The organism is Bradyrhizobium sp. SOJA106, assembly GCF_059448745.1.
Map to the genome: position 1 here is coordinate 2,714,047 of NZ_CM182549.1, position 21,304 is coordinate 2,735,350.

A 21,304-nucleotide genomic window follows, 5' to 3' on the forward strand; every position below is an offset into this window, starting at 1 on the left:
ACGGGACACCAAAGCTCGTTACATGTGATGGTCGTTGGGATCCTTGCGGACGTCAGCGACATAGAGAATGACCGTTTCCTTGCCGAGGTTCTTCCACCAATGCGAGGTGCCGTAGACTTCGGGACGGATGTCGCCGGCCTTGTGCACGATCGGATCGACGCAGTTGGAGGCGTGTTCGACGATTTCGCCCTGCTGCACGAAGATCAGGGCAGGGCGATCGTCATGGCTGTGCCAGGGCACGATGCCGCCGGGCTCGATGGTCAGCTTGCGAAAGCGCAGCTCGCGGCCCTCGATATGGGCCGGCTGCTTGCCGAGGTCGATTGCGCCGAGCGTGACGTCGGTGACGCCGACAGGCTTGGTATCGACCATCTGCTGCGCGTTCGGCTTGATCTTGTCGGCCGGGCATTCGCCGGCGAAGACCGGCGTCCCAAATGTGAGCGCCCCGAGAACGGCAAGGCCCGTCCAAACCGTGCGCGACAATACGTGATGCCTAGACATGGGAAGTCTCCTGTGCTGGCCGCAACCGTGATGGTCGCCGGCTATGGCAGGAGCTTGGTCGAAGCTGTCTCGATCCTGAAATGCCGGCTTGCTCTTGATCCGATAGCTGCGCGCTATCTTGATGCGCGGCGGCTATCGAACCGATTGGACATCGGCATTTCCGCTTCTGCTGTGTCTGGCGTCCGATGGCACTGCGCCCGATTGGCGGGCGTGCACGTCAATCCGGAGGAGCATTCCATGAGGAGATTGTCCAAGACCCTGATCTTCACCGCCGCCTTCGCGGTGATCGCCACATCGGCCTTCTCGGAGGCGACCTGGGATTTCAAGGCCGGCATGGCCTATGTCTATGGCGGGCCCGGCAAGATGTCGGCGATGGCCATGGCCCCGGCCGAGAAGAACCACGAGGCCATGATGAAGAACGCGAAGAAGGTGCCGGAGAACACCGTCTTCTTCATGGATAACGGCACGCTGTACTCGACCTCGGGCCGGCTCGATCCGACCGGCAACTTCTACGTGAACTGAATCGGTCCCGGCATGGCGGCCGCCCCCTTGCGGGCGGCCGAACCAGCAAACTAATATTCACCTCACGAACGCCGGAGCGGAAGATGACGTCTCTCTCGCCAGCCGACGCCGAGCGGCTCAGATCTGCCTTCCTGCGTTGTCGTGACATGGACGGCACGCTGAACGAACAGCTCCGCGCCTATGCCGATGCCAGCCGCGAGGTTTTCCCGGCCTACGGCGAGGCGGTCGACCGCCTGGTGACCCGATTGGACGGAAATGGCGGAGGCGAGACCGCGCCGCGCCCGGGCGATGCGATGCCGCCATTCATGCTGCCGGACGACAGCGGACGTCTCGTCACGCTGACTGCGCTGCTGGAGAGCGGCCCGGTCGCGGTGATGTTCTTCCGTGGCCATTGGTGCCCCTATTGCCGGCTCAACGTCCGCGCGGTCGTTCAGGCGCTGGACCGCATCGAGGCCATGGGCGCGCGCGTCGTCGCGATCATGCCGGAGACGCAGGAATATGCGCGGCAGCTCAAGGCCGAATCCGGCGCGCCATTTCCGGTCCTGACCGATCTCGACAACGGTTATGCGCTGTCGCTCAATCTCGCGATCTGGCTCGGCGCCGAAATCCAGAGCCTGTTGTCCTATCAGGACATGGCGAAATTCCACGGCAATGACGGCTGGATGCTGCCGATTCCGGCCGTGTTCGTCGTCGGTCGCGACGGAATTGTCAAAGCGCGTTTCGTCGATCCGGATTTCCGCAAGCGCATGGAGATCGACGATCTGCTCGAAGCGCTGGAAGATGCGAGCCGGGAGTGTTGAACCGCGCGCGCTTTCTTCCCTTCTCCCCTCATGTCCGCCGAAGCCTTGGCGAAGGCATGTGAGAGAGTGGAAGGGGCGACGACACAAGGTTACCCAGCAATCTGCCGCCAGTCCGCGCCGCGCAGCATCCGCATCACGGCGTTGGCCACCGCCGTGCGCTGACGGCCGGCCACTCCGTAGAGGCTGACGGTGCGGCGGGCGTCCAGCCCCGTGACCGCAGTGCGGGTCAGCTTCTCCGGCACGGCTGACGTGTGCGGCACCATGGCGACACCGACGTCGGCTTTGACCAGCTCGATCAGATCGCGCTCGCTCGAAATTTCGTGGCCATGCTCGATGCCGTGCTCGCGCAGGCTTGCTGAGATCCGGCTGGAATGCTCGCAGAACGTCCGGCCCAGCAACTGCTCCGCGCGCAGGTCGTCGAGTTCGATGCTGCTGCGGCCGGCAAGCCGGTGCCTGCTGCTGACCACGAGCTCGAAGCCTTCCGTGAACAGCGGCCAAACGTCGAGCCGTTCCCAGGACTCGTCGATCTCGGCGGCGATGCCAAGCTCGGCATCGCCTTTCTTCAGGAACTCGGCGACGTCGCGGCTCGAGCCGCGCAGGAAGCGGAGTTCGAGCCGGTTGAACTGCCGCTTGATCTCGCTGAGATGTGGAATCAGAAGCGCCAGATCAATGGAATGGGTGAGCGCGATACGAAGCGCGCCGATCTCTCCGCTCTTGAACGAAGAGGCGAGCGAGCGTGCACCGGCCGCGGCGTCGTAGCACTGCTTCAGCAGCGGATGCATGCGCTGGCCGAGCTCGGTCAATTGAGCCGCGGGCCTTTCACGCCGGAACAGGTCGCCGCCGAGCTCGGCCTCGAGCTGCTTGATCGCGCGCGTCAGCGAGGGCTGCGTGACGTTGCACTCCTCGGCGGCGCGCGTGAAATTCAACAGCTGCGCGACCGCGAGGAAATAGCGGACCTGATGCATTTCCATGGATCGGCTCCCAGCTGGATCGGCCGGAAATCTAACCGATCGGGGCGGGAAATGATATGCTGGCAGCAATAGCACGCGCGTATGGTTTCGGAAGCCAGCCGGCATTTCCAAAAGACCGGACAATCGCCGACAACGGCAAGACGTAACAAAGGCCTTACGCCGGACGAATGATAACCATAGGCTCGACAGGAGCGAGACATGAACGGCATGCAGGACAACCCGCAACGAAGCAGTATGGACCTGCCGGGTCAGGTCGTTCTCGTGCTTCAAGGCGGCGGCGCGCTCGGCTCGTATCAGGCCGGGGTCTACCAGGCGCTGCACGAGGCGGGCATCGAGCCGGACTGGATCATCGGCACCTCGATCGGTGCCATCAACGCCAGCCTCATTGCGGGCAACGCGCCGCAGAACCGGCTCGCGCGATTGAAGGAGTTCTGGAAGCGGATGGAGCAGCAGCCGATCTGGGACTGGCGCGCCGCGTTTCCCGGCTTCAACGAGAAGCTGGCCTATTGGTCGACCGTGACCCACGGCATTGCCGGTTTCTTCCGCCCCAATCCGCTGGCGCATGCGGGGGATTGCTATCCGCTGGGCGCCGACCACGCTGGCTATTATTCGACCGCGCCGCTGGAGAAGACGCTGACCGAGCTGGTCGATTTCGACCTCGCCAATCGCTGCACGCCGCGCCTGACGGTCGGTGCGGCCCATGTCGGCACCAGCGAGATGCGCTATTTCGACAGCCGCGACGGGGAGCTGACCGTGAAGCACGTGATGGCCTCGGGCGCGCTGCCGCCGGCCTTCCCGGCGGTGCGCATCGAGGGCGAACTCTATTGGGACGGCGGCATCCTGTCGAACACGCCGACGGAAGCGGTGTTCGACGACAATCCGCGCAGGGATTCGCTGATCTTCTCCGTGCATCTGTGGAATCCCGTCGGCCCCGAGCCGACCACGATGGCGGAGGTGCTGAACCGGCACAAGGACGTGCAATATTCCAGCCGCATCGCGAGCCAGATCGTGCGCCAGCAACAGGCCCATCGGCTGCGCCACGTCATCAATCAGCTTGCCGCGCGGCTGCCCGAGAGCGAGCGCAATGATCCCGCGGTGAGGGAGCTGATGAGCTACGGTTGTCCGACCCGCATGCATGTGGTGCGGCTGCTGGCGCCGCAGCTCGAGCGCGAGACCCACACCAAGGACATCGACTTCAGCCCGTCCGGCATCACGCGGCGCTGGCACGCCGGCTATGCCCACACCAAGTCTGTGCTCGCGCGCAGGCCGTGGATCGGCGAATTCGATCCGCTCGCCGGCGTGGTGCTGCACGAGCACACGGACGAGATGCCGATGGCTGCGGAATAGGACTATGGGTGACCGCGCGCTTCATCGAATTGCCACAGGCCTTGCGGATCGTCGGCAGTCCGTCATAGCCGAAGGCCGTGTAAATGGTGTCCGGGAACGATCTTGAAGCCGCTCTTGATCAGGTCCGCGCTCATGCCGCGGGACCGGTCGCGGGCGTGTTCGGTCCCGACACGCTGACCTGGCGGATCGACCGCGAAGCCGCCGTCTTTCTCGGTGCCGGCCGCGCGCTGCTGCTTCAACTCGCGCATCCCTGGGTCGCTGCTGCCATCGCCGAGCACTCGACGACCTTTGCCGATCCGATCGGCCGCTTCCACCGCACCTTCGACGTTGTGTTCGCCATGGTGTTCGGCTCGCTCGACCGTGCCTTGCTGTCGGCCCGGCAACTGCACCGGCGCCACACCATGATCGTCGGCGAGATGCCCGAGACCGTCGGTCCGTTCGCGGCTGGTTCGCGCTACTGCGCCAACGACATCCCGTCGCTGCGCTGGGTTCATGCCACCTTGGTCGAGTCCGCGCTGATGGCGCATGATCTGGTTCTGCCGCCGCTCTCGGTCGAGGAGCGCGAGCGCTACTGGGCCGAGAGCCGGACCTTTGGCGCGCTGTTCGGACTGACGGGCGATGATCTGCCGGCGGACTGGGCTGGCTTTGCGGCGTACACCGCGGCAATGGCGCAGTCGGAGACGCTGACGGTCAGCCCGGCGGCGCGCGAGATCGCCGCGCAGATCCTTGGCGGCGCGCGTCCGTGGCTGCGCCCGCCGCGCTGGTATCGTGCGCTCACGGCCAGGATGCTGCCGGAGCGCCTGCGCGCCGGCTTCGACCTTGCGCTCGACGAACCGGACGTCAGGTCTGCCGACCGCGCGCTGCGGTGGATTCGGCGCGTCTATCCGAAACTGCCCGACAGGCTGCGCTATGCCAGCCCCTATCAGGAAGCGCAGGCACGGCTGCGGGGCGAGGCTCAGCCCGACTGGATGATCCGCTGCCTCAACCGTGCCTGGATCGGCCGGCGGCAGATGGATCAGCGCGGGAAGGGGTGAGGGCCAATCTCTCGTGTCCCGCACAAGCCGCAACGCGGAAGCGTTGCGGCGCAGAGTCGGGACCCAAGAGCCACGAACTCCGGTGCGAATGCGCTCCGGCTCAGCAGCGCACCACGTCGCGAAGGGCGACGCGCTGCGCTGCGTCCGGGCACGAGAGCAGAGTGAGGCCCAAATTCTATTGTGAGCGTAGGGAAGCGATCCAGGATCCTCTGCAGAAGCTTCGTCGCTACGCTCCTCGCAACGACGAAGGCTGTAGCCGGCCCTCGGCCTCACGCGGACGCCAGCTTCCTGTACAACGCACTGTAGCTCCCCGCCGAGATGCTCCAGGAGAACGAGCGGCCCATGGCGCTGCGGCGCATGGTGTCGAGCTGGTCATGGGCCATGAAGGCCTCGAAGGCGCGGCGGACGCCGCCGAGGAAGGATTCGTGCGAAGGTCTTGAGAACAGGAAGCCGGTCTCGCCGTCGGTGATGGTCTCGGCGAGGCCTCCGGTCTGGTGGCCGATCGGCAGCGAGCCGAAGCGCTGGGCGTACATCTGGCTGAGGCCGCAGGGCTCGAAGCGTGACGGCATCAAGGTGAAATCGCTGCCCGCAAAAATGCGGCGCGCCTGGGCGTCGTTGAAGCCGATGGTGACGCCGATGGCGTCGGGGCGGCGGCGATGCGCGTTGATCAAGGCCTGCTCGAGAGCCGGCTCGCCGGAGCCGGTGACCACGATCTGCCCGCCGGCATCGACGATCTCGTCGGCGGCCGAGAGCACGAGGTCGATGCCCTTCTGGTGCACGAGGCGCGCGACGATCGCGAACATCGGCCCGCGCGAGACTGCGAGGCCGAACTGCTTGCGCACGTAATCCGCATTAGCCTTCTTGCCGACCCAGTCGCCGGCGCCGAACTGCTGGGCGAGCTCGGCGCAATAGCGCGGGTCCCAGCTCTCGTCGATGCCGTTGAGAATGCCGGTGAGCTCGGCTGCGTCCGAGCGGACGCGGAGCAGGCCTTCGAGGCCGCAGCCGAATTCCTCCGTCGTGATCTCGCGCGCATAGGTGCCGCTGACGGTGGTGAGGTGCGAGGCGTAGACCAGGCCCGCTTTCAGGAAGGAGAGCTGGTCGTAGAACTCGACGCCATCGATGTGGAAGGAGCTCTCCGGTGCGCCGATCCGCCGCAGCGAGTCCTTCGGGAAGAGGCCCTGATAGGCGAGGTTGTGGATGGTCAGGATCGACGGCAGCTTGGCGCCACGCCAGGCGAGATAGGCCGGCACCAGCGAAGCCTGCCAGTCATTGGCATGGATCAGGTCTGCTGCCCAATTGTTGTCCAGATTGCCCATGGCCAGCTCAGCAGCGGCCGAGGCAAAGCGCGCGAAACGGATGTCATTGTCGGGCCAGTCGCGCCCTGACTCGTCGCCATAGGGGTTCCCGGGCCGGTCGTAGAGCTGTGAGCACAACAGCACATAGACCGGCAGGCCGTCCTTGGTCGCGGCCCGGCCGAGCGAGCAGGCCGGCATCTCGGCAAAAGCCGGACAGCGGCCAACGACCTGAATATGCGTGAGTTGTTCGATGATGTCGCGGTAGCCTGGCAGCATCACCCGGATGTCGGCGACGGGTCGGAGCGCTCGGGGCAAGGCGGCAGAAACGGCTCCAAGCCCGCCGACGCGGACGAAGTCGTCCATCTCTGTCGTGACGAACAAGACCCTCAAGAACGATTGCCCTCTTCCGATCCCGTTTGCTGCTATGCAAGAACGGGTCCAGTTGCCCCTGGAATTCTCAAGCCCTCCGCGAGATGCGCCGGTTCGGTAAAGACTTTCCTACTCAGCCGCCGCCCTTTAGGGTCGACGCACCAACAACAGAGAACATTGATCGTTCCTAAGCGACTCAAGGACACAGGCGAGGACGCGGCAAGCATGCAGCTAGCAGATAAGCATGAGGCGACGACGACAAAGGCCTTCGCCGGCCTCAGGGTGCTGGATTTTTCGACCACCATCGCCGGTCCGCATTGCGCGCGGATGCTCGCCGACATGGGGGCGGAGGTCATCAAGATCGAGACCGACGGCGGCGAGACGATGCGGACCCGGCCGCCGCTGCGCAAGGGCTGCAGCACCGTGTTCGGCCAGCTCAATGTCGGCAAGAAGAGTGTCGTCCTCGACCTCAAGTCCGAGGAGGGCAGGGAGGCGGTCCGCCGGCTGGCCGCGACCGCGGACATCGTGGTCGAGAATTTCCGCCCCGGCGTGATGCGCCGGCTGCGGCTCGACTACGACAGCCTGCGTCCCGTCAACGAGCGGCTGATCTATTGCTCGATCTCCGGCTACGGCCAGACCGGGCCGTCAGCCGAGCTGCCGGCCTATGCACCGGTGATCCACGCAGCTTCCGGCTACGACATGGCGCATCTCGCCTACCAGCCCGGCCGCGTCAGGCCTGACTATTGCGGCATCTATCATGCCGACGTCGTCACCGGCACCTATGGCTTCGGCGCGATTGCCTCTGCGCTCTATCAGCGCACCGTGACGGGGCGGGGCCAGCACATCGACGTGTCGATGCTGGAGTCGATGCTGAGCCTGACCGTGATCGAATTGCAGAGCTCGCAATTTGCGGTCAAGCCGCCGCCGCGGCCGATGTTCGGGCCGACCGAGACCGCGAACGGCTATCTCATGATCACGATCGCCAGCGAGAAGACGTTCCAGCTGTTGATGGGGGTGATCGGCCGTCCCGAATGGATCATCGACGCACGCTTTGCCAGCTATGGCGCGCGCCGCGACAATTGGGCCGAGCTGATGGACGGCGTCGAAGCCTGGTCGCGGCAGCTGTCGACCGAGGCCTGTCTCGCTGCGCTTGCCGTGGCCGGCGTGCCGGCGTCGGCCTATCGCACCGTGGCCGAGGCGCTGGCCGATCCCCAGCTCGCCCATCGCCAGGCGCTCTCGCCCGTCGAGGACGAAGGCGGCTCGTTCCAGGTGCTCAATCTGCCGTTCCGGATGTCGGGCGCCGACACCGCGCCGGGCAGGACGATGGCCGTGCTCGGCGAGCACACGCGCGAATTGTGCCGCGAGGTCGGCCTTGCCGACGGCACGTGAATTCCCCGGCATGACCGCGGCGCGGGGCTGACGAACATCGTCCTGCGGCAAGCAATCCGGCCCTGCATGCGCTCGGCTTGCCACGGTCTACGCGCGTCAACTAGACAGATCCAGATTTGTCTCGCCCGGCCTGCCATGGCATGGTGGCACGACAACAAGAAGCATGCGGGAGGATGCCGATGAAGAGTTTCAAGGTCGCCGATTTCAAGGCGCCGCTGCAGGAGTTCGACGAAGCCACGCCGCAGCCGTCGGGCACGCAGGTGCTGATCAAGGTGAAGGCCGCGGGCGTCTGCCACAGCGACCTCCACATCTGGGAAGGCGGCTACGACCTCGGCCACGGCCGCAAGCCGCTGTCGCTGAAGGACCGCGGCATCAATCTGCCGCTGACCATGGGCCATGAGACCGTCGGCGAGGTGCTCGCCTTCGGTCCCGACGTCAAGCCGACCGATCAGGGCGACCTGAAGCTCGGCGATGTCGGCCTGGTCTATCCCTGGATCGGCTGCGGCAAATGCGCGACGTGCCTTGGCGGCGACGAGAACATGTGCCTGACGCCGCGCTCACTTGGCGTCTATTGCGACGGCGGCTATGCCGATCACATGCTGGTGCCGCATCCGCGCTATCTGCTCAACCTGAGAGGTCTCGATCCCGCGACGACTGCGCCTTACGCCTGCTCGGGCGTGACCACCTACAGCGCGCTGAAGAAGGTCGAGCAGCATTTCGACACGCCGATCGTGATGTTCGGTGCCGGCGGCCTCGGCCTGATGGCGCTGTCGCTGCTGAAAGCGATGGGCGGCAAGGGCGCGATCATGGTCGACATTGATGCCAGGAAGCGCGAGGCCGCCGAGAAAGCCGGCGCGCTCGCCACCATCGATCCCAAGGCGCCCGGCGCGCTGGAGCAGCTTGCGAAGAAAGCAGGCGGCCCGATCCGCGCGGTGATCGATCTCGTCGGCAATGCCGAGACGACGCAGCTCGGCTTCGACTGCCTCACCAAAGGCGGCAAGCTCGTCATCGTCGGCCTGTTCGGCGGCGGTGCGACCTGGGCGCTGCCGCTGATCCCGATCAAGGCGGTGACGATCCAGGGCAGCTATGTCGGAAACTTGCGCGAAACGCAGGAGCTGCTCGACCTTGTGCGCACCAAGAAGGTGCCGCCGATCCCGGTGACGACGGCACCGCTCGTCAAGGCCAACGACGCGCTGCTGCAGTTGCAGCAGGGCGCCGTGGTCGGCCGCACGGTGCTGACGCCGTAGCAACTTCCGTCATTCGGGGCGGTCCGAAGGACCGAACCCGGAATCTCGAGATTCTCAGGTGCGCAATTGCGCACCATCGTTCGGCTCTTCGAGGCGCCCCGGGATGACGCCACCTCCCCAGGAACTCCTATGTCCGCTAACAACGCCTTCCACATTGCCGTGCTCGCCGGTGACGGCATCGGTCCTGAAGTCATGGCGCCGGCCATCGAGGTGCTGCGCAAGATCGAACAGAAGTCCGGCTTGCGCTTCCGCTTCACCGAGGCGCCGGCCGGCGCCAACAATTACCTCGCGACCGGAAAGTCGATGCCTGATTCCACCATCAAGCTCTGTGAGGAGGCGGACGCGATCCTGCTGGGCGCCTGCGGCCTGCCGTCGGTGCGCTATCCTGATAACACCGAGATCGCGCCGCAAATCGAGCTGCGCTTCATCTTCGATCTCTATGCTGGCGTGCGACCGGCGCGGCTCATTCCGGGCGTGCCGAGTCCGATCGTCGGCGCTGACAAGCGCGGCATCGATCTCGTCGTCATCCGCGAATCCACCGAAGGCCTGTTCGCCTCGATGGGCAAGGGCGTCGTCACCCACGACGACGCGCGCGAGACCATGGTGATCACGCGCAAGACCTCCGAGCGACTGTTCGAGTTCTCGTTCCGCCTGGCCGAACGGCGCAAGGCGCGCGGCAAGCCGGGGATGCTCACCTGCGTCGACAAGGCGAACGTGTTCAAGGCCTTTGCGTTCTTCCGCGGCATCTTCGACGAGGTCGAGAAGGGACATCCCGATGTGAAGACCGATCGCCTCTATGTCGACGCATGTTCGGCGATGCTGGTGAAGCGTCCCTGGGATTTCGACGTGATGGTGATGGAGAACATGTTCGGCGACATCGTCTCCGACATCACCGCGAGCCTGATCGGCGGCCTCGGCATGGCGCCGTCCGCGGACATCGGCGACAAATACGCCGTGTTCCAGCCCTGCCACGGCACCGCGCCTGATATCATGGGCGAGGGCAAGGCCAATCCCACCGGCATGATCCTGTCGGCGGCGATGATGCTGGACTGGCTCGCCGACAAGCACGGCGTCGAGAGCGCAGCGGAAGCTGGCGAGACCATCGAGCGCGCGATCGACCAGGTCTATGCCGGCGGCATCAAGCCGATGGAGTTCGGCGGCAGCAACGGCACGGCGGATATCACGAAGGCGGTGCTAAGGGCGCTGTAATCAAACGCGTCAAAGAAAAGGGGCCTCTCGGCCCCTTCGTCGTTCACCGGCGTGTCGTTCACCAGCGGTGCCAGTGGCGGTAACCCCAGCCCCATGGACGCGGACCGTAGAAGCGCCGCGGGCCGTAATAGCCATAGGCGCCATAAAAGTTCGGGCGCCACCAGCAGCGGCCCCAGGGGTTACAGACCCAGCGCACCTGATCGACGTCGGCCGCCGGGCCCCTTGCGATCTGGTCCGCCTGCGGGATGCCGTTCGGCATCGCCGCGAGCGCCGAGCCCGAGGCGAGCGCGGCTCCGCCGAGAGCAGCCAGACCAAGAACAGCAAATTTGAGTTTCATCGCGATCTCCCTCGTTGGTGGCAGGAGAACTTGCGGCGGATCAAGTGGTTGCTATCGCGATGCGGGAAGTAGAGGAATTTAATCTTCGTGAATATCGGTTCAGCTACTTCCCCCGGAACTGCGGCTTGCGCTTCTCCATGAAGGCCTGACGCCCCTCGCGGAAATCGGCCGAGTCCATGCAGGCATTGCCGATCGCCTTGATCGTGTCCATGTCGCGCGCGCTCTCGTCTTTCAACACCTGCGCGATGGTGATCTTCGCGGCCCTGATCGCGAGTGGGGCGTTGTGCGCGATCGTTTCGGCCATCGCCATGGTCTCGCCCCAGAGCTGATCGTCGGGGAACACGCGCTCAACGAGGCCGATGCGCAGCGCCTCGGCGGAATCGATGCGCATGCCGGTGTACATCAAAAGCCGCGCCCAGGACGGGCCGACCAGCGACACCAGATGCTTCAAGCCGTCATAGCCATAGGCGATGCCGAGCTTTGCGGCAGGGATGCCGAACTGGCTGTCATGCGCGGCGATGCGGATGTCGGCGAGCATCGCGATCTGCATGCCGCCACCGAGGCAGAAGCCCTGGATGCAGGCGATGGTCGGCTTCGGGTAGTCGGCCAGCAGCGCGCGCTGGACGGCGCTGCGTTTGGAGTATTCCTCGGAGGCCGCCGCGTTGTGGCGCGTCTTCTCGAACTGGCTGATGTCGGCGCCCGAGACGAACGCCTTGTCGCCGGCGCCGCGCAGGATCACGACGCGGACTGCATCGTCGTTGCGCAAGGCCGTCAGCGCCTCGCCAAATCCCTCCCACATTTCTAGCGACATCGCGTTGCGCTTGTCGGGATTGTTGAAGATGATGACGCCAACGCCGTCGGTGACCTGCTTGAGGATCTTGCCGTCGGCGTAAGGTGTTTCGGTCGGGTTGGAAATGTCAGGCATCGCGCGCTCGCTGGTCATGGGCGAAGCGCAATGTGCAGCCCCGGCAGCGCTCGGGTCAACCGCGGCAAGGCATGCGGCCTTGCACCCGCCTGTGCCACGATTGCATGGCGCAAGTAGCGCCTATTGGGTCACATGCATGTGCGCAGTCAGCGGATGGCTGCCGGCGTTGCTGAAGAACGCTGCTTCTTCGGCAGTGGCCTCCAGGAGCTGCTCGTCCTGATTATAGACGTCGTTGCGGAACTGGACGGTCTGGTCCTTGGTCATCCATGCCGTCAGATAGATCCAGGCCACTGGCACCTTCTGCGCCATAGCGACCTCGAGATGCTGGCCCGTGGCGATCTCCGCATCGATCGCGGCGCGGCTCCATTTCGGCTGGTCCTTGAGCAGCCACGCCGCGAGGTCGCGCACATTGTCGACGCGCGAGCAGCCGTGGGAATCGAAGCGGTAGTCGTCGCTGAACAGATTGCGTAGGTTGGTGTCGTGCATGTAGACCGAATAGGAATTCGGCATGTCGATCTTCACCGCGCCGAGCGCGTTGAAGGTGCCGTTGTGCTGGCGCACGGTGAAGTTCGGCGTGCGCGTGCCCGACCAGTCGACCGAATGCGGATCGATCGGATTGTCGTGGGCGTCGAGCACCTCCATGTGCATGCGCGACAGATAGGTCGGGTCTTTGCGCATATGCGCGGAGATCTCGGTCTTGGCGATCGAGGCCGGCACCGTCCAGGTCGGATTGAGCACGACGCTGGTGATCTGCGCCGTCAGCGTCGGCGAGGGCTTTTCGGTCTTGCCGACGATGACGCGATAGCGCCGCACCACGACATCGTTCTCGACCGCCTCGGCGAAGGCCGCGGGGATGTTGACCACGACATAGCGCTGGCCGAAGCCGAAATTCATGTTCTCGAGCCGCTGCAGCGAAGCCTCCAATTGCCGGATCCGCTTCTGCACCGGCACGTTCATCGCCGCGATCGTGCGCGGCGTCATCATGCCGGTCGGGGCGAGGCCATGACGGGCCTGGAAACGCTTCACGGCGTCCACGAGATCCTGGTCGAAGGCTCCGGTCGCCTTCTCGGCTGAGAGATCGCCGGAGACGATCAGCCGGTTGCGCAGGAGCTCGTCATGGCCGCCCTGGACGCCGACAGCGAATTTGGCATCCGCCGGGATGCTCGGCCAGCCGCCGCGCACGGCAAGGTCCGAATAGCTCAGCGCCGCGTCCTTGATGCGCTGCGCGGAGCCCTCGTCGTAGGTTGGCTCATGCGTCATCGCGAGGGCTGCGGCCGAGCGGCTCTCCGGCGTCGAGGCGGGCGTGGACGTGGCCGCTTTCGGCGCGGCCGCATGGGCCGGGTTCGCTGCGGCTGGCACCGCGCCTGATGTCGCCGGCTTGGGACCGGCTTGTCCAATGGTCTCCGTCTGCGCCGGCGCGGAGACGCTCGTGAGCACGCCGAGGGCAATGATCATCGCAAGGCGTTTCGACATGTGTCCCGACTTCCCCCTGAGAACGAGGCCCGCAACGGGCTCGCACTATCAATTTCCGGCCGCTGCGCCGCGTGCGCCGATTGGTCAAACCGGCGGGAAATTACGGCACCAGAGTTGAGGTCCCATTAAGCACGGCAGGCGAAACCCCGCGTCCGATGCGGGACTTCTCGATTGGGTCGCGCCAGGGGCTGGATGGGTTCGCGATATCCGCGACGAAATGCGGCTCGATCGCCAAGAAAAAGGGCGGCCAAGCCGCCCGAGAAAGGCTGCGCGCACGCGCGCGAGCCCACATCTGATCCCGTCGGTCTCGTTCAATCCAGCCACGCCCCCGCGACGCGGCGGATTGAACATCGGCCGTAGCAGCCAGACCCGATCTCAGCCTTCGTTCGCTGCAATCGATTCCATCAGCGAGACGAGCTGACGCTGCACCGTCTGGTCCTTGATCTTGCTGTAGGCGCGCAGCAGGCGGAGGCTGAAAGCCGAGTCCAGGAACAGGAGGCTTTCGACTTCGCGAGCCTTGTTGTCGCCGTCATAGAAGAAGGTCACGGGCACGTCGAGGGCGGAGGCGATCTGCTGAAGCCGAGCAGCGCCGACACGATTGACGCCCTTCTCGTATTTCTGGACCTGCTGGAAGCTGACGCCGAGCTTCTCGCCCAGCTCGGCCTGCGAGATCTTCATCTCGACACGCCGCAGACGGATCCGTTTGCCAAGCTCAATGTCCGGCTTGCCGGCACTGCGCTGCTTCATCCTTTTCGCCGCTGCTTTCATCTCTGTTTTCACCTTTGTTCTTCGGTAGAAAATCCCCCGAAGAGCTGGGTCAGGGGTTCGCCCATATACGAGTCCTTGAATTCGTGCGGATGCACGAACTCTTCCTTAAACCACGGGAAGCGAGCCGGATTGAAAGCCTCGATCAGCCAGTCAATCATGTGCCGCACGCGTGGAATCCGGCCGCTACCGGGATGGTAGGACAACCAGATATCCAGCGGTCGGTTCAATTCGACCTCCAGTGGAATCAACTTCCCGCCAAGCGCAATGGCGTAGCTCGGGAATACGCCGATTCCGGCACCATTCGCGACGGCCCAATAGTTGGCGCTCGAGACGTTGGTCTTCATGACCAGAAGGTCACGTTCCTGAACGCCCGGGAAGAAGCTCTCGAAAGTTTCCTTGGCAGCGAGCTGGTCGGCGAATTGCAGCACCAGGCGGTGCTTGATCAATTCCGCCGCCGAGCGCGGCGTGCCGTATTTCTCAAGGTATTTTTCCGACGCCCAGAACATCAGGTGCATGCGGCCGAGCCGCACCAGCTTGATGTCGAGCGCCGAAGGACGCGACAGGTGGATGGCGACGTCGGCCTCGTGGCGGGAGACGTCGGCCGAGCGCATCGCGCAATGCAGATCGACCAGGATCTTGGGATAGGCCTGCTGGAATTCGACAAGGCGCGGAGCAAGCCAAAATGTGCCGAGCCCTTCGGTGACGGCGACCCGCACCTCGCCGGACAGGACGTTGGCCATCGAATCGCTGGCGCGCAGAACGTCGAAAGTGGCCGCCTCCATCCGCTCCACGGCGGACACTACGAGCGAGCCTTCGTCGGTCAGATGAGTGCCGTGGACGTCGCGGGTGAACAGCGTGGCGCCGGTCTGGCGTTCGAAATCATCGATCCGGCGGCGCACTGCGTTGATCGACAGAGACAAGCGTTCGGCCGCCGAACGGAAACTGCCGCAACGGACGACTTCAAGGAATATGCGGGCCGCATCCCAATCCGAGAGGCCGCTGAGATTTGCCTTCGGGCGTTCCTCCAGAGGAACGCCCCTTTCCGCCAAGGAGTGCATACAAGTCCCTTCGGTTCGTTAAACTGGCAGAATCTGGCGCGAACCACAACCACGACGGGTTGGGGAATGACGAGTTTTGAACGTCATCCTTACTACCTCTAGGGAGGTACTGGAGTGCTGCCAGGAGCTGGGACAATGGCTGGGAATCGGGCAGACCATCGCCCGGATGAGGGGTGTTGCGTGAGTTCCGTTGCGAGCCGTGACATGGCTGCGGGATTGTCGGCGCTGCCCACAATGGCGGTCCTTGCGCCGGGGGCGGCGCAGCTCTCCGGCATGGATCAATCAGGGCGTGCTGGGCGTTTGACAACGCCCCGCCTCGCCAACGTCCGGCAGCGCAGCCGGGCGATATGCGCCGAAACCGCGGTTTCAAGACGGAAACACACTGAAATCATGTTCGGGGGCGCTACGGCCTCATGCTATCTTGGGCGACCCACGGGGGCCGAAGGGGTGGTCGCAAACATGTCTCACCGGCCGAATTAACGGAAAGAACGCAAGTGTCGCATTCAGACGACCAGTTGCAGTCGGTGCTGGAAACCCTCGAGGGGTGCCGCAAGGTCCTCAACGAGATCAACAGCCGTGAGTCGGCCGAACTGCTGTCCATCGTCATCCTCGATGTGCGGATGAAGCTCAAAGGAATTGACAGTGCCGATCTCAAGGCGCTGTGCGACGAAATGCTGCGGAGCGCTGCCAGCGAACCGCCGTCCCCCTCCAAGCAGACGCAGGACCAGCCCCGGCGTCCGCTGCTCCGCGTGGTGAAGTAGCCGCGCCGCCGAATCTCGCTTTTTGGCGAGATTTGTGCGCGTCCCGGTGCCGCATCTGTGATCGCAGACGGCATCGGGAGGAGCCCTGGTTTGATCGCGCCTCTGTTGCGCATTCTCAGCCATCGGCTACACCAGAGCCGGTTTGGCTCCGGTGCGCGCGCAGTCCCCGCGCGCCGCATGGAGCCTGAAATGGCTCCGACTGCATCATGCAAAATGTTTCGATCCCGGCGGCGCTGATTGCCGGCCTCGTCAGCTTCCTCTCCCCTTGCGTCCTGCCCCTGGTTCCGCCCTACCTGATTTACCTGACGGGCGCCACGATCGAGCATGTCGAGAGCGAGGAGCCGGCCTCGGCCTCGAAGCGGGCGATCATGATGGCGGCGCTGCTGTTCGTGCTCGGCTTCTCCACCGTATTCGTGGCGCTCGGCGCCAGCGCCTCGCTGATCGGTTCCCTGATCCGCGCCTGGTCGGCCGAGCTGTCGATTCTTGCCGGCGTCGTCATCATCGTCATGGGCCTGCACTTCCTGGGGCTGACGCGCATCGGCCTGTTGATGCGCGAGGGGCGCCTGACCGTGCCCAAGCCCGTCGGTCTCTGGGGCGCCTATGTCATGGGGCTCGCCTTCGCGTTCGGCTGGACACCCTGTATCGGCCCGATCCTCGCTGCGATCCTGTCGATTGCCGCGGCCGAAGCGACCGTGACGAAAGGCGCAGGGCTGCTCGCGGTCTATTCCGCGGGCCTCGGCATTCCCTTCCTGATCGCCGCGCTGATGATCGAGCAGTTCTCAAAACTGTTCGCGCGCATGAAGGGCCAGCTCGTCAATGTCGAGCGCGCCATGGGCGTGCTGATGGTGATCACCGGCATCGGCTTCCTCACCGGTGCGGTCTCGAATGTGAGCATCTGGCTGCTGGAGACGTTCCCGGCGCTGCAGACCATCGGGTAGGAAGTCGTAGCAAAGCGCGCCAGCGCCTCCCGGTCGACCTCGTGTGCCCAAACCTTCGTGATCTTCATCGCCGATGCTCCGGACACCGCATCTCGTCCAGCGCGCAGGCGATCGTGCAGACCACGCCGCGCGGCGGGAATTCGACGGTCGGCTCGCCGCCGAGCTGGTCGCGGGCGCTGCGCTCGATCAGGCGCGAGCCCAAGCCGCGCCGCACCGGCTCCGTCACCGGCGGCCCGCCGATCTCGGTCCAGATCAGCCGCAGCCGCGGTTTCGGTGTGTCGGCGATGACCTCCCAGTCCAGCGTCATCCGGCCGGTCTCGTTGCGCAGCGCGTATTTCGCGGCGTTGGTGGCGATCTCGTGCACGATCATCGAGAGCACCACGGCGAGCCGTGGCGACAGCGGCACGGCCGGCCATGCGGATGGATTTGCGCGGCGCCACGATTTTTGCATGCGCGGTCTTGGAGAGCGATTTTGTAGCGCGGTTGCGGGACGCCCTGCGCTTGAGGTCATGCTGATTGCGGTCAATAGTAGACACATGGCGTAGACAGCCGCCAGGCCGAGCCCGGCGATCCGCGCCTCTCGATGCGATCTCATGCAGTGAACTCCGGAAAGGGCGGCTGCCGTCAAGGCCGCCGCCCGTCCGTTACGCCTTAGTCGATTTCCTGAACGACGGTGCGCGAGCCGGGGTCGACCAGCATCACGCGATCGCCGGAATAGACGTAGCGATATTTCGTCAGCGACGGGCCCCAGTCGGCCGGAACGGCTTCGAGCTCGACGTCGCTCGGAACCTTCGCGCCGACGACGATCTTCTCCTTCGTCGTCACAGGGCGGATGCGATGCTCGGTGACGTAGGATTTGATCTTGGTGCGGTATTCCGGCTCGATCTGCACGGCGGCCGCGTGACCGGTTCCGGTGGTCGTCACCACGGTGGATTGCGCGAACGCGCCGGTCGAGATCATCATCGCCGCGGCGGATAACAGGAACAGCTTCTTCATCTTCTCCTCCTCATGGAATAAGTGCCGCAACAACATCCCACCGTGCATGGCGTTCCCACCTGCAGGAACAAACTACCGCTTTTTCCCGTTTGTGACTCGACCGGGCCCGACGGCTCGGAACTGGAGGAGGAGAGAAAGATGAAGCTGAAAATCGCAACTGCAGCGCTGATGGTTGCTGCAATGTCCTTGCCGGCATTCGCGGCCGACGAATTCTACGTCGTGCAGGACGTCAAGACCAAGAAGTGCACGGTCGTCGACAAGAAGCCGACGGACTCGTCAATGACCGTCGTCAGCCCCTCGGGCACGATCTACAAGTCGCGCACCGAGGCTGAAAGCAGCATGAAGACCGTCAAGGTCTGCACGTCGAACTGAGGAGGATGACACATGCCCGTCTTTATTCTGTGGGCCGTGCCGGCCGTGTTGGTGATCGGCGGCGGCATTTATCTGATTGGTCATTTCCACTGAGAACGACAGCGATGCGTCACGGCCGGGCTTGGCCCGGCCGTCCACGTCTTGGCCGACGGAATGAAGAACGTGGATGGCCGGGACAAGCCCGGGCATGACGACTTCTCGCAGCGCTAACAGACCTTCGCGATCTCAGAGATTGCTCTCGGTGATCGCGGCATAGACCATGCTGCGCAGCTCGCGCCGGATCGGATAGGCGCTCGACGGCAGCACTTGAGTCATGAAGATCGTGATGAGCTCCTCGGCCGGGTCGATCCAGAACGAGGTGGTGGCCGCGCCGCCCCAATTGTATTCGCCCGGGCTGCCGGCGATCAGCGTCTCGGCCGGGCGCATGGTGACGGCAAAGCCGAGGCCGAAGCCGATGCCGTTATAGGTGGCCTCCGAGAACAGCGAGCGCGAGACCTCCGGCAGCGCGCGGCCGCCCGGAATGTGGTTGGTCGTCATCAGCGCCAGCGTCTTCGGTCCGATCAGCCTGATACCGCCGAGCTCGCCACCATTGAGCAGCGCGCGGCAGAAGGTGAGATAGTCGGCAACCGTCGAGCACAGTCCGCCGCCACCGGAGATGAAGGACGGCGGGGTGAGGAACGAGCTCGTCGCCGGGTCGTCCTGGAGCGTCAGCCCTTCGCGGCGCTGGCCGGCATGGAAGGTCATGCCGCCGCCCGGGTCGGCCGAGTAGCAGGCCGCAAAGCGATGCGCCTTCGAGGCCGGCACGTGGAAGTCGGTGTCGGTCATCCCAAGCGGATCGAGAATGCGTTGCTTCAGGAACTGCTCGAAGGGAATCCCCGAGATCTTGCCGATGAGGTAGCCGATCACGTCGGTTGCGACCGAGTAATTCCAGGACTCGCCCGGCGAGAACTCCAGCGGGATTTTTGCGAGGCCTTCGATCATGGTCTGGAGCGTGCCTGATTTCTCGACCTCGCCGATCTTCTCGGCGCGATAGGCGGCATCGACATTGGAGCGCTGCTGGAAGCCGTAGGTGAGGCCGGCGGTGTGGCGCAACAGGTCCACGATCAGCATCGGCCGGGACGGCGGCCGGGTCAGGAACGCCGGCGCCGTGCCGGCGACGAACACGCCGAGATCTTTCCATTCCGGAATGTACTTTGCGACGGGCTCGTCGATCGCGACGAGGCCTTGCTCGACCAGCATCATGAAGGCGATGCTGGTGAGCGGCTTGGTCATGGAATAGATGCGGTAGATGGTGTCGTCCTTGACCGGCACCTTGCGCTCGAGATCGGCAAAGCCTTGAACCGAGGAGTGCGCGACCTTGCCGCGGCGGTAGACCAAGAGATGCGTGCCCGGGAAGCGGCCGGCATCGATGTAGCGGCGCTTCAGATGCGCATCGACGCGGTCGAGCGCGGCCTTGGACATGCCGACGGATTCGGGCGAGGCGGGAGTAGGGGCGAGCATCAGTTCCTCCGGGCAGTTTCTCGAGGACGGTGATAGCCGAAATGGCCATGGCTTTCCAAGCCGGTTGCGCTTAACGCGAGCCTGCCGCCTGGTGTAGGCTGCACCTGGAACGCCTCCAGGGAAACCCAGGGACCCCTGGATGAGCCAACGAGAAAACACAGGGCGGACGCACCATGACCCAGTTCAACGAGACCGAACTCACCGAAGCCGTCGTCAAGAGCTTCGACAACACACCCAATCCGCGCGCGAAATTCCTGCTCCAGGAATTGGTGAAGTCGCTGCACGGTTACGTGAGCAAGACCGGTCTCACCTTCGAGGAATGGGAATACGCCATCGATTTCCTCACCCGGACGGGGCAGAAATGCACCGACACTCGCCAGGAATTCATCCTGCTATCCGACGTGCTCGGCGTCTCCATGCTGGTCGATGCGGTCAATCACCGCGACCGCGACGGCGCCACCCAAACCACGGTGCTCGGGCCCTTCTATGTCGGCGAGCACAAGGTGACCGCGCACGGCACCGATATTTCGCCGAACAACCACACGGGCGAGCGCATGTTCGTGCAGAGTCGCGTCACGGATCTGAAGGGCAAGCCGCTCGCGGGCGTTCCCGTCGACGTCTGGCATGCCGACGATGACGGCTTCTACGATTCACAGAAGGCGAACTACGACGAGGTCGGCGCCTCCGCCCGGGCGCGCTTCATCACCGATGACGACGGCCGCTTCTTCTTCCGCACCATTTTGCCGTGCAGCTACCCGATCCCGACCGATGGCCCGGTCGGCGAGATGATCGTGCAGACCAAGCGCCATCCGATGCGCCCGGCGCATGTGCACTTTCTAGTCAACGCCAAGGGCTACGAGCCGCTGATCACCCACGTCTTCATGGATGGCGACAAATATCTGGATTCCGACGTGGTGTTTGGGGTCAAGGACGACCTCGTCGCCAAGGTCGAGCCGCGCAACGACCCTGAGATGCCCGACGGCACCAAGGCGAACGGGCGGTGGCACCTGATGAGCTACGAATTCCACCTCAAGCCGGGCGGCGGCATGGCACCGAAGCCGCTGGGGGTGAAGGCGGCAGAGCCGGCGTGACATCCTGCGCTTAAGTCGACATCGGCCGCGTAGCAAGAGACCGCCCGAGGGCGGTCTCGCATTTGGGCGAGAAGGCGCCCGCTAAAGATCGACTTGGATGGCAACGTTCGAGCGTACCCAATCCGATTGCCCGGCCTTCAATCGCTTGGCTTGAAATTCAACGAAAGCGGGATCGGCACCCAGTGCCGACAAGGTGCGCCCATAAGCTTCTACACTATCGAAGCGAGCGACGAAGGCATAGTTTCCGATCTCGCCGCCGATCACCGACCAATAGCTGACATCGGCTCCGTGTTTCTTCCAAAGTGATGCGGCCTCCTTTGCCAACTGCAACACAGTCGCGAGATCACTACCGGGTCTTGGATGCGAAACAAACTGCATGATGACTGCAGGCATTTTCCCCTCCA

The 21,304-nt window shown here is 64.4% G+C and carries 22 protein-coding genes and 1 pseudogene; 11 read left to right on the plus strand and 12 right to left on the minus strand.

Features of this window, described 5'->3' with window-relative positions; all coding sequences use genetic code 11:
- Positions 1 to 18: 18 nt before the first annotated feature.
- The gene (locus AC5V87_RS12145; protein ID WP_495371112.1) at positions 19 to 498 is read right to left on the minus strand and encodes a cupin domain-containing protein; all 480 of its coding nucleotides are present in this window, start codon (positions 496 to 498) and stop codon (positions 19 to 21) included.
- 237 nt (positions 499 to 735) lie between these two features.
- On the opposite strand from AC5V87_RS12145, the gene AC5V87_RS12150 reads away from it, so the two are divergent.
- Positions 736 to 1,020 (plus strand): hypothetical protein, encoded by a 285-nt coding sequence (locus AC5V87_RS12150; RefSeq protein ID WP_456839866.1) that lies wholly within the window; start codon positions 736 to 738, stop codon positions 1,018 to 1,020.
- An 83-nt stretch (positions 1,021 to 1,103) separates the two neighbouring features.
- Positions 1,104 to 1,820 (plus strand): peroxiredoxin-like family protein, encoded by a 717-nt coding sequence (locus AC5V87_RS12155; protein WP_495371113.1) that lies wholly within the window; start codon positions 1,104 to 1,106, stop codon positions 1,818 to 1,820.
- An 89-nt stretch (positions 1,821 to 1,909) separates the two neighbouring features.
- Here AC5V87_RS12155 and AC5V87_RS12160 read toward each other — a convergent pair whose 3' ends face one another.
- A complete protein-coding gene (locus AC5V87_RS12160) occupies positions 1,910 to 2,791 on the minus strand; it encodes a LysR family transcriptional regulator (protein WP_495371114.1) in 882 nt (293 codons plus the stop codon).
- Between the two features lie 198 nt (positions 2,792 to 2,989).
- Here AC5V87_RS12160 and AC5V87_RS12165 point away from each other — a divergent pair, with 198 nt between their 5' ends.
- Together AC5V87_RS12165 and AC5V87_RS12170 are read left to right on the plus strand one after the other, a co-directional pair.
- Positions 2,990 to 4,138 (plus strand): DUF3734 domain-containing protein, encoded by a 1,149-nt coding sequence (locus AC5V87_RS12165; protein ID WP_495371115.1) that lies wholly within the window; start codon positions 2,990 to 2,992, stop codon positions 4,136 to 4,138.
- A gap of 83 nt (positions 4,139 to 4,221) precedes the next feature.
- Positions 4,222 to 5,172 carry an oxygenase MpaB family protein gene (locus AC5V87_RS12170; RefSeq protein WP_456839862.1) on the plus strand — a complete coding sequence of 317 codons (951 nt, stop codon included), beginning with the start codon at positions 4,222 to 4,224 and terminating at the stop codon, positions 5,170 to 5,172.
- A 269-nt stretch (positions 5,173 to 5,441) separates the two neighbouring features.
- On the opposite strand, the gene glgA is transcribed toward AC5V87_RS12170, so the two are convergent.
- The gene (glgA, locus tag AC5V87_RS12175; RefSeq protein ID WP_456839861.1) at positions 5,442 to 6,857 is read right to left on the minus strand and encodes a glycogen synthase GlgA; all 1,416 of its coding nucleotides are present in this window, start codon (positions 6,855 to 6,857) and stop codon (positions 5,442 to 5,444) included.
- Between the two features lie 204 nt (positions 6,858 to 7,061).
- Between glgA and AC5V87_RS12180 the strand changes: the two genes are divergently transcribed.
- The 3 genes from AC5V87_RS12180 (at position 7,062) to AC5V87_RS12190 (ending at position 10,681) form a co-directional block, all read left to right on the plus strand.
- A complete protein-coding gene (locus AC5V87_RS12180) occupies positions 7,062 to 8,225 on the plus strand; it encodes a CaiB/BaiF CoA transferase family protein (protein WP_495371116.1) in 1,164 nt (387 codons plus the stop codon).
- A gap of 179 nt (positions 8,226 to 8,404) precedes the next feature.
- Complete coding sequence (locus tag AC5V87_RS12185) at positions 8,405 to 9,472, plus strand: alcohol dehydrogenase (protein WP_495371117.1); 1,068 nt, start codon at positions 8,405 to 8,407, stop codon at positions 9,470 to 9,472.
- Between the two features lie 129 nt (positions 9,473 to 9,601).
- The gene (locus tag AC5V87_RS12190) at positions 9,602 to 10,681 is read left to right on the plus strand and encodes an isocitrate/isopropylmalate dehydrogenase family protein (protein ID WP_495371118.1); all 1,080 of its coding nucleotides are present in this window, start codon (positions 9,602 to 9,604) and stop codon (positions 10,679 to 10,681) included.
- A gap of 58 nt (positions 10,682 to 10,739) precedes the next feature.
- On the opposite strand, the gene AC5V87_RS12195 is transcribed toward AC5V87_RS12190, so the two are convergent.
- From AC5V87_RS12195 to AC5V87_RS12215, 5 genes are all read right to left on the minus strand, one after another.
- Entirely contained in the window at positions 10,740 to 11,018 is a 279-nt protein-coding gene (locus AC5V87_RS12195; RefSeq protein ID WP_456839857.1) for a hypothetical protein, read from the minus strand.
- Positions 11,019 to 11,121: 103 nt separating this feature from the next.
- Positions 11,122 to 11,943: an enoyl-CoA hydratase gene (locus AC5V87_RS12200; RefSeq protein WP_495371119.1), complete on the minus strand. Its 822-nt coding sequence runs from the start codon at positions 11,941 to 11,943 to the stop codon at positions 11,122 to 11,124.
- Between the two features lie 120 nt (positions 11,944 to 12,063).
- Entirely contained in the window at positions 12,064 to 13,416 is a 1,353-nt protein-coding gene (locus tag AC5V87_RS12205) for a L,D-transpeptidase family protein (RefSeq protein ID WP_495371120.1), read from the minus strand.
- Positions 13,417 to 13,791: 375 nt separating this feature from the next.
- Positions 13,792 to 14,163, minus strand: coding sequence for a helix-turn-helix domain-containing protein (locus AC5V87_RS12210; RefSeq protein ID WP_027558475.1), 372 nt, complete (start codon positions 14,161 to 14,163; stop codon positions 13,792 to 13,794).
- Positions 14,164 to 14,192: 29 nt separating this feature from the next.
- Complete coding sequence (locus tag AC5V87_RS12215) at positions 14,193 to 15,242, minus strand: LysR family transcriptional regulator (protein WP_495371121.1); 1,050 nt, start codon at positions 15,240 to 15,242, stop codon at positions 14,193 to 14,195.
- 494 nt (positions 15,243 to 15,736) lie between these two features.
- Between AC5V87_RS12215 and AC5V87_RS12220 the strand changes: the two genes are divergently transcribed.
- Complete coding sequence (locus AC5V87_RS12220) at positions 15,737 to 16,003, plus strand: hypothetical protein (RefSeq protein ID WP_456839853.1); 267 nt, start codon at positions 15,737 to 15,739, stop codon at positions 16,001 to 16,003.
- A 206-nt stretch (positions 16,004 to 16,209) separates the two neighbouring features.
- Positions 16,210 to 16,941: a cytochrome c biogenesis CcdA family protein gene (locus AC5V87_RS12225; protein ID WP_456839852.1), complete on the plus strand. Its 732-nt coding sequence runs from the start codon at positions 16,210 to 16,212 to the stop codon at positions 16,939 to 16,941.
- Between the two features lie 64 nt (positions 16,942 to 17,005).
- Here the strand turns inward: AC5V87_RS12225 and AC5V87_RS12230 are convergent.
- Both AC5V87_RS12230 and AC5V87_RS12235 read right to left on the minus strand, forming a co-directional pair.
- Positions 17,006 to 17,359: pseudogene (locus tag AC5V87_RS12230) on the minus strand (sensor histidine kinase); the annotation flags it as partial.
- Between the two features lie 233 nt (positions 17,360 to 17,592).
- Entirely contained in the window at positions 17,593 to 17,937 is a 345-nt protein-coding gene (locus AC5V87_RS12235) for a DUF1236 domain-containing protein (protein WP_456839851.1), read from the minus strand.
- A 138-nt stretch (positions 17,938 to 18,075) separates the two neighbouring features.
- Between AC5V87_RS12235 and AC5V87_RS12240 the strand changes: the two genes are divergently transcribed.
- The gene (locus AC5V87_RS12240) at positions 18,076 to 18,309 is read left to right on the plus strand and encodes a hypothetical protein (protein WP_456839850.1); all 234 of its coding nucleotides are present in this window, start codon (positions 18,076 to 18,078) and stop codon (positions 18,307 to 18,309) included.
- 225 nt (positions 18,310 to 18,534) lie between these two features.
- Here the strand turns inward: AC5V87_RS12240 and AC5V87_RS12245 are convergent, their stop codons facing one another.
- A complete protein-coding gene (locus tag AC5V87_RS12245; RefSeq protein ID WP_456839849.1) occupies positions 18,535 to 19,809 on the minus strand; it encodes a serine hydrolase domain-containing protein in 1,275 nt (424 codons plus the stop codon).
- Between the two features lie 173 nt (positions 19,810 to 19,982).
- On the opposite strand from AC5V87_RS12245, the gene AC5V87_RS12250 reads away from it, so the two are divergent.
- Complete coding sequence (locus AC5V87_RS12250) at positions 19,983 to 20,900, plus strand: intradiol ring-cleavage dioxygenase (protein ID WP_495371122.1); 918 nt, start codon at positions 19,983 to 19,985, stop codon at positions 20,898 to 20,900.
- Positions 20,901 to 20,981: 81 nt separating this feature from the next.
- On the opposite strand, the gene AC5V87_RS12255 is transcribed toward AC5V87_RS12250, so the two are convergent.
- Positions 20,982 to 21,293 (minus strand): hypothetical protein, encoded by a 312-nt coding sequence (locus AC5V87_RS12255; RefSeq protein WP_456839848.1) that lies wholly within the window; start codon positions 21,291 to 21,293, stop codon positions 20,982 to 20,984.
- Between the last annotated feature and the right edge of the window lie 11 nt (positions 21,294 to 21,304).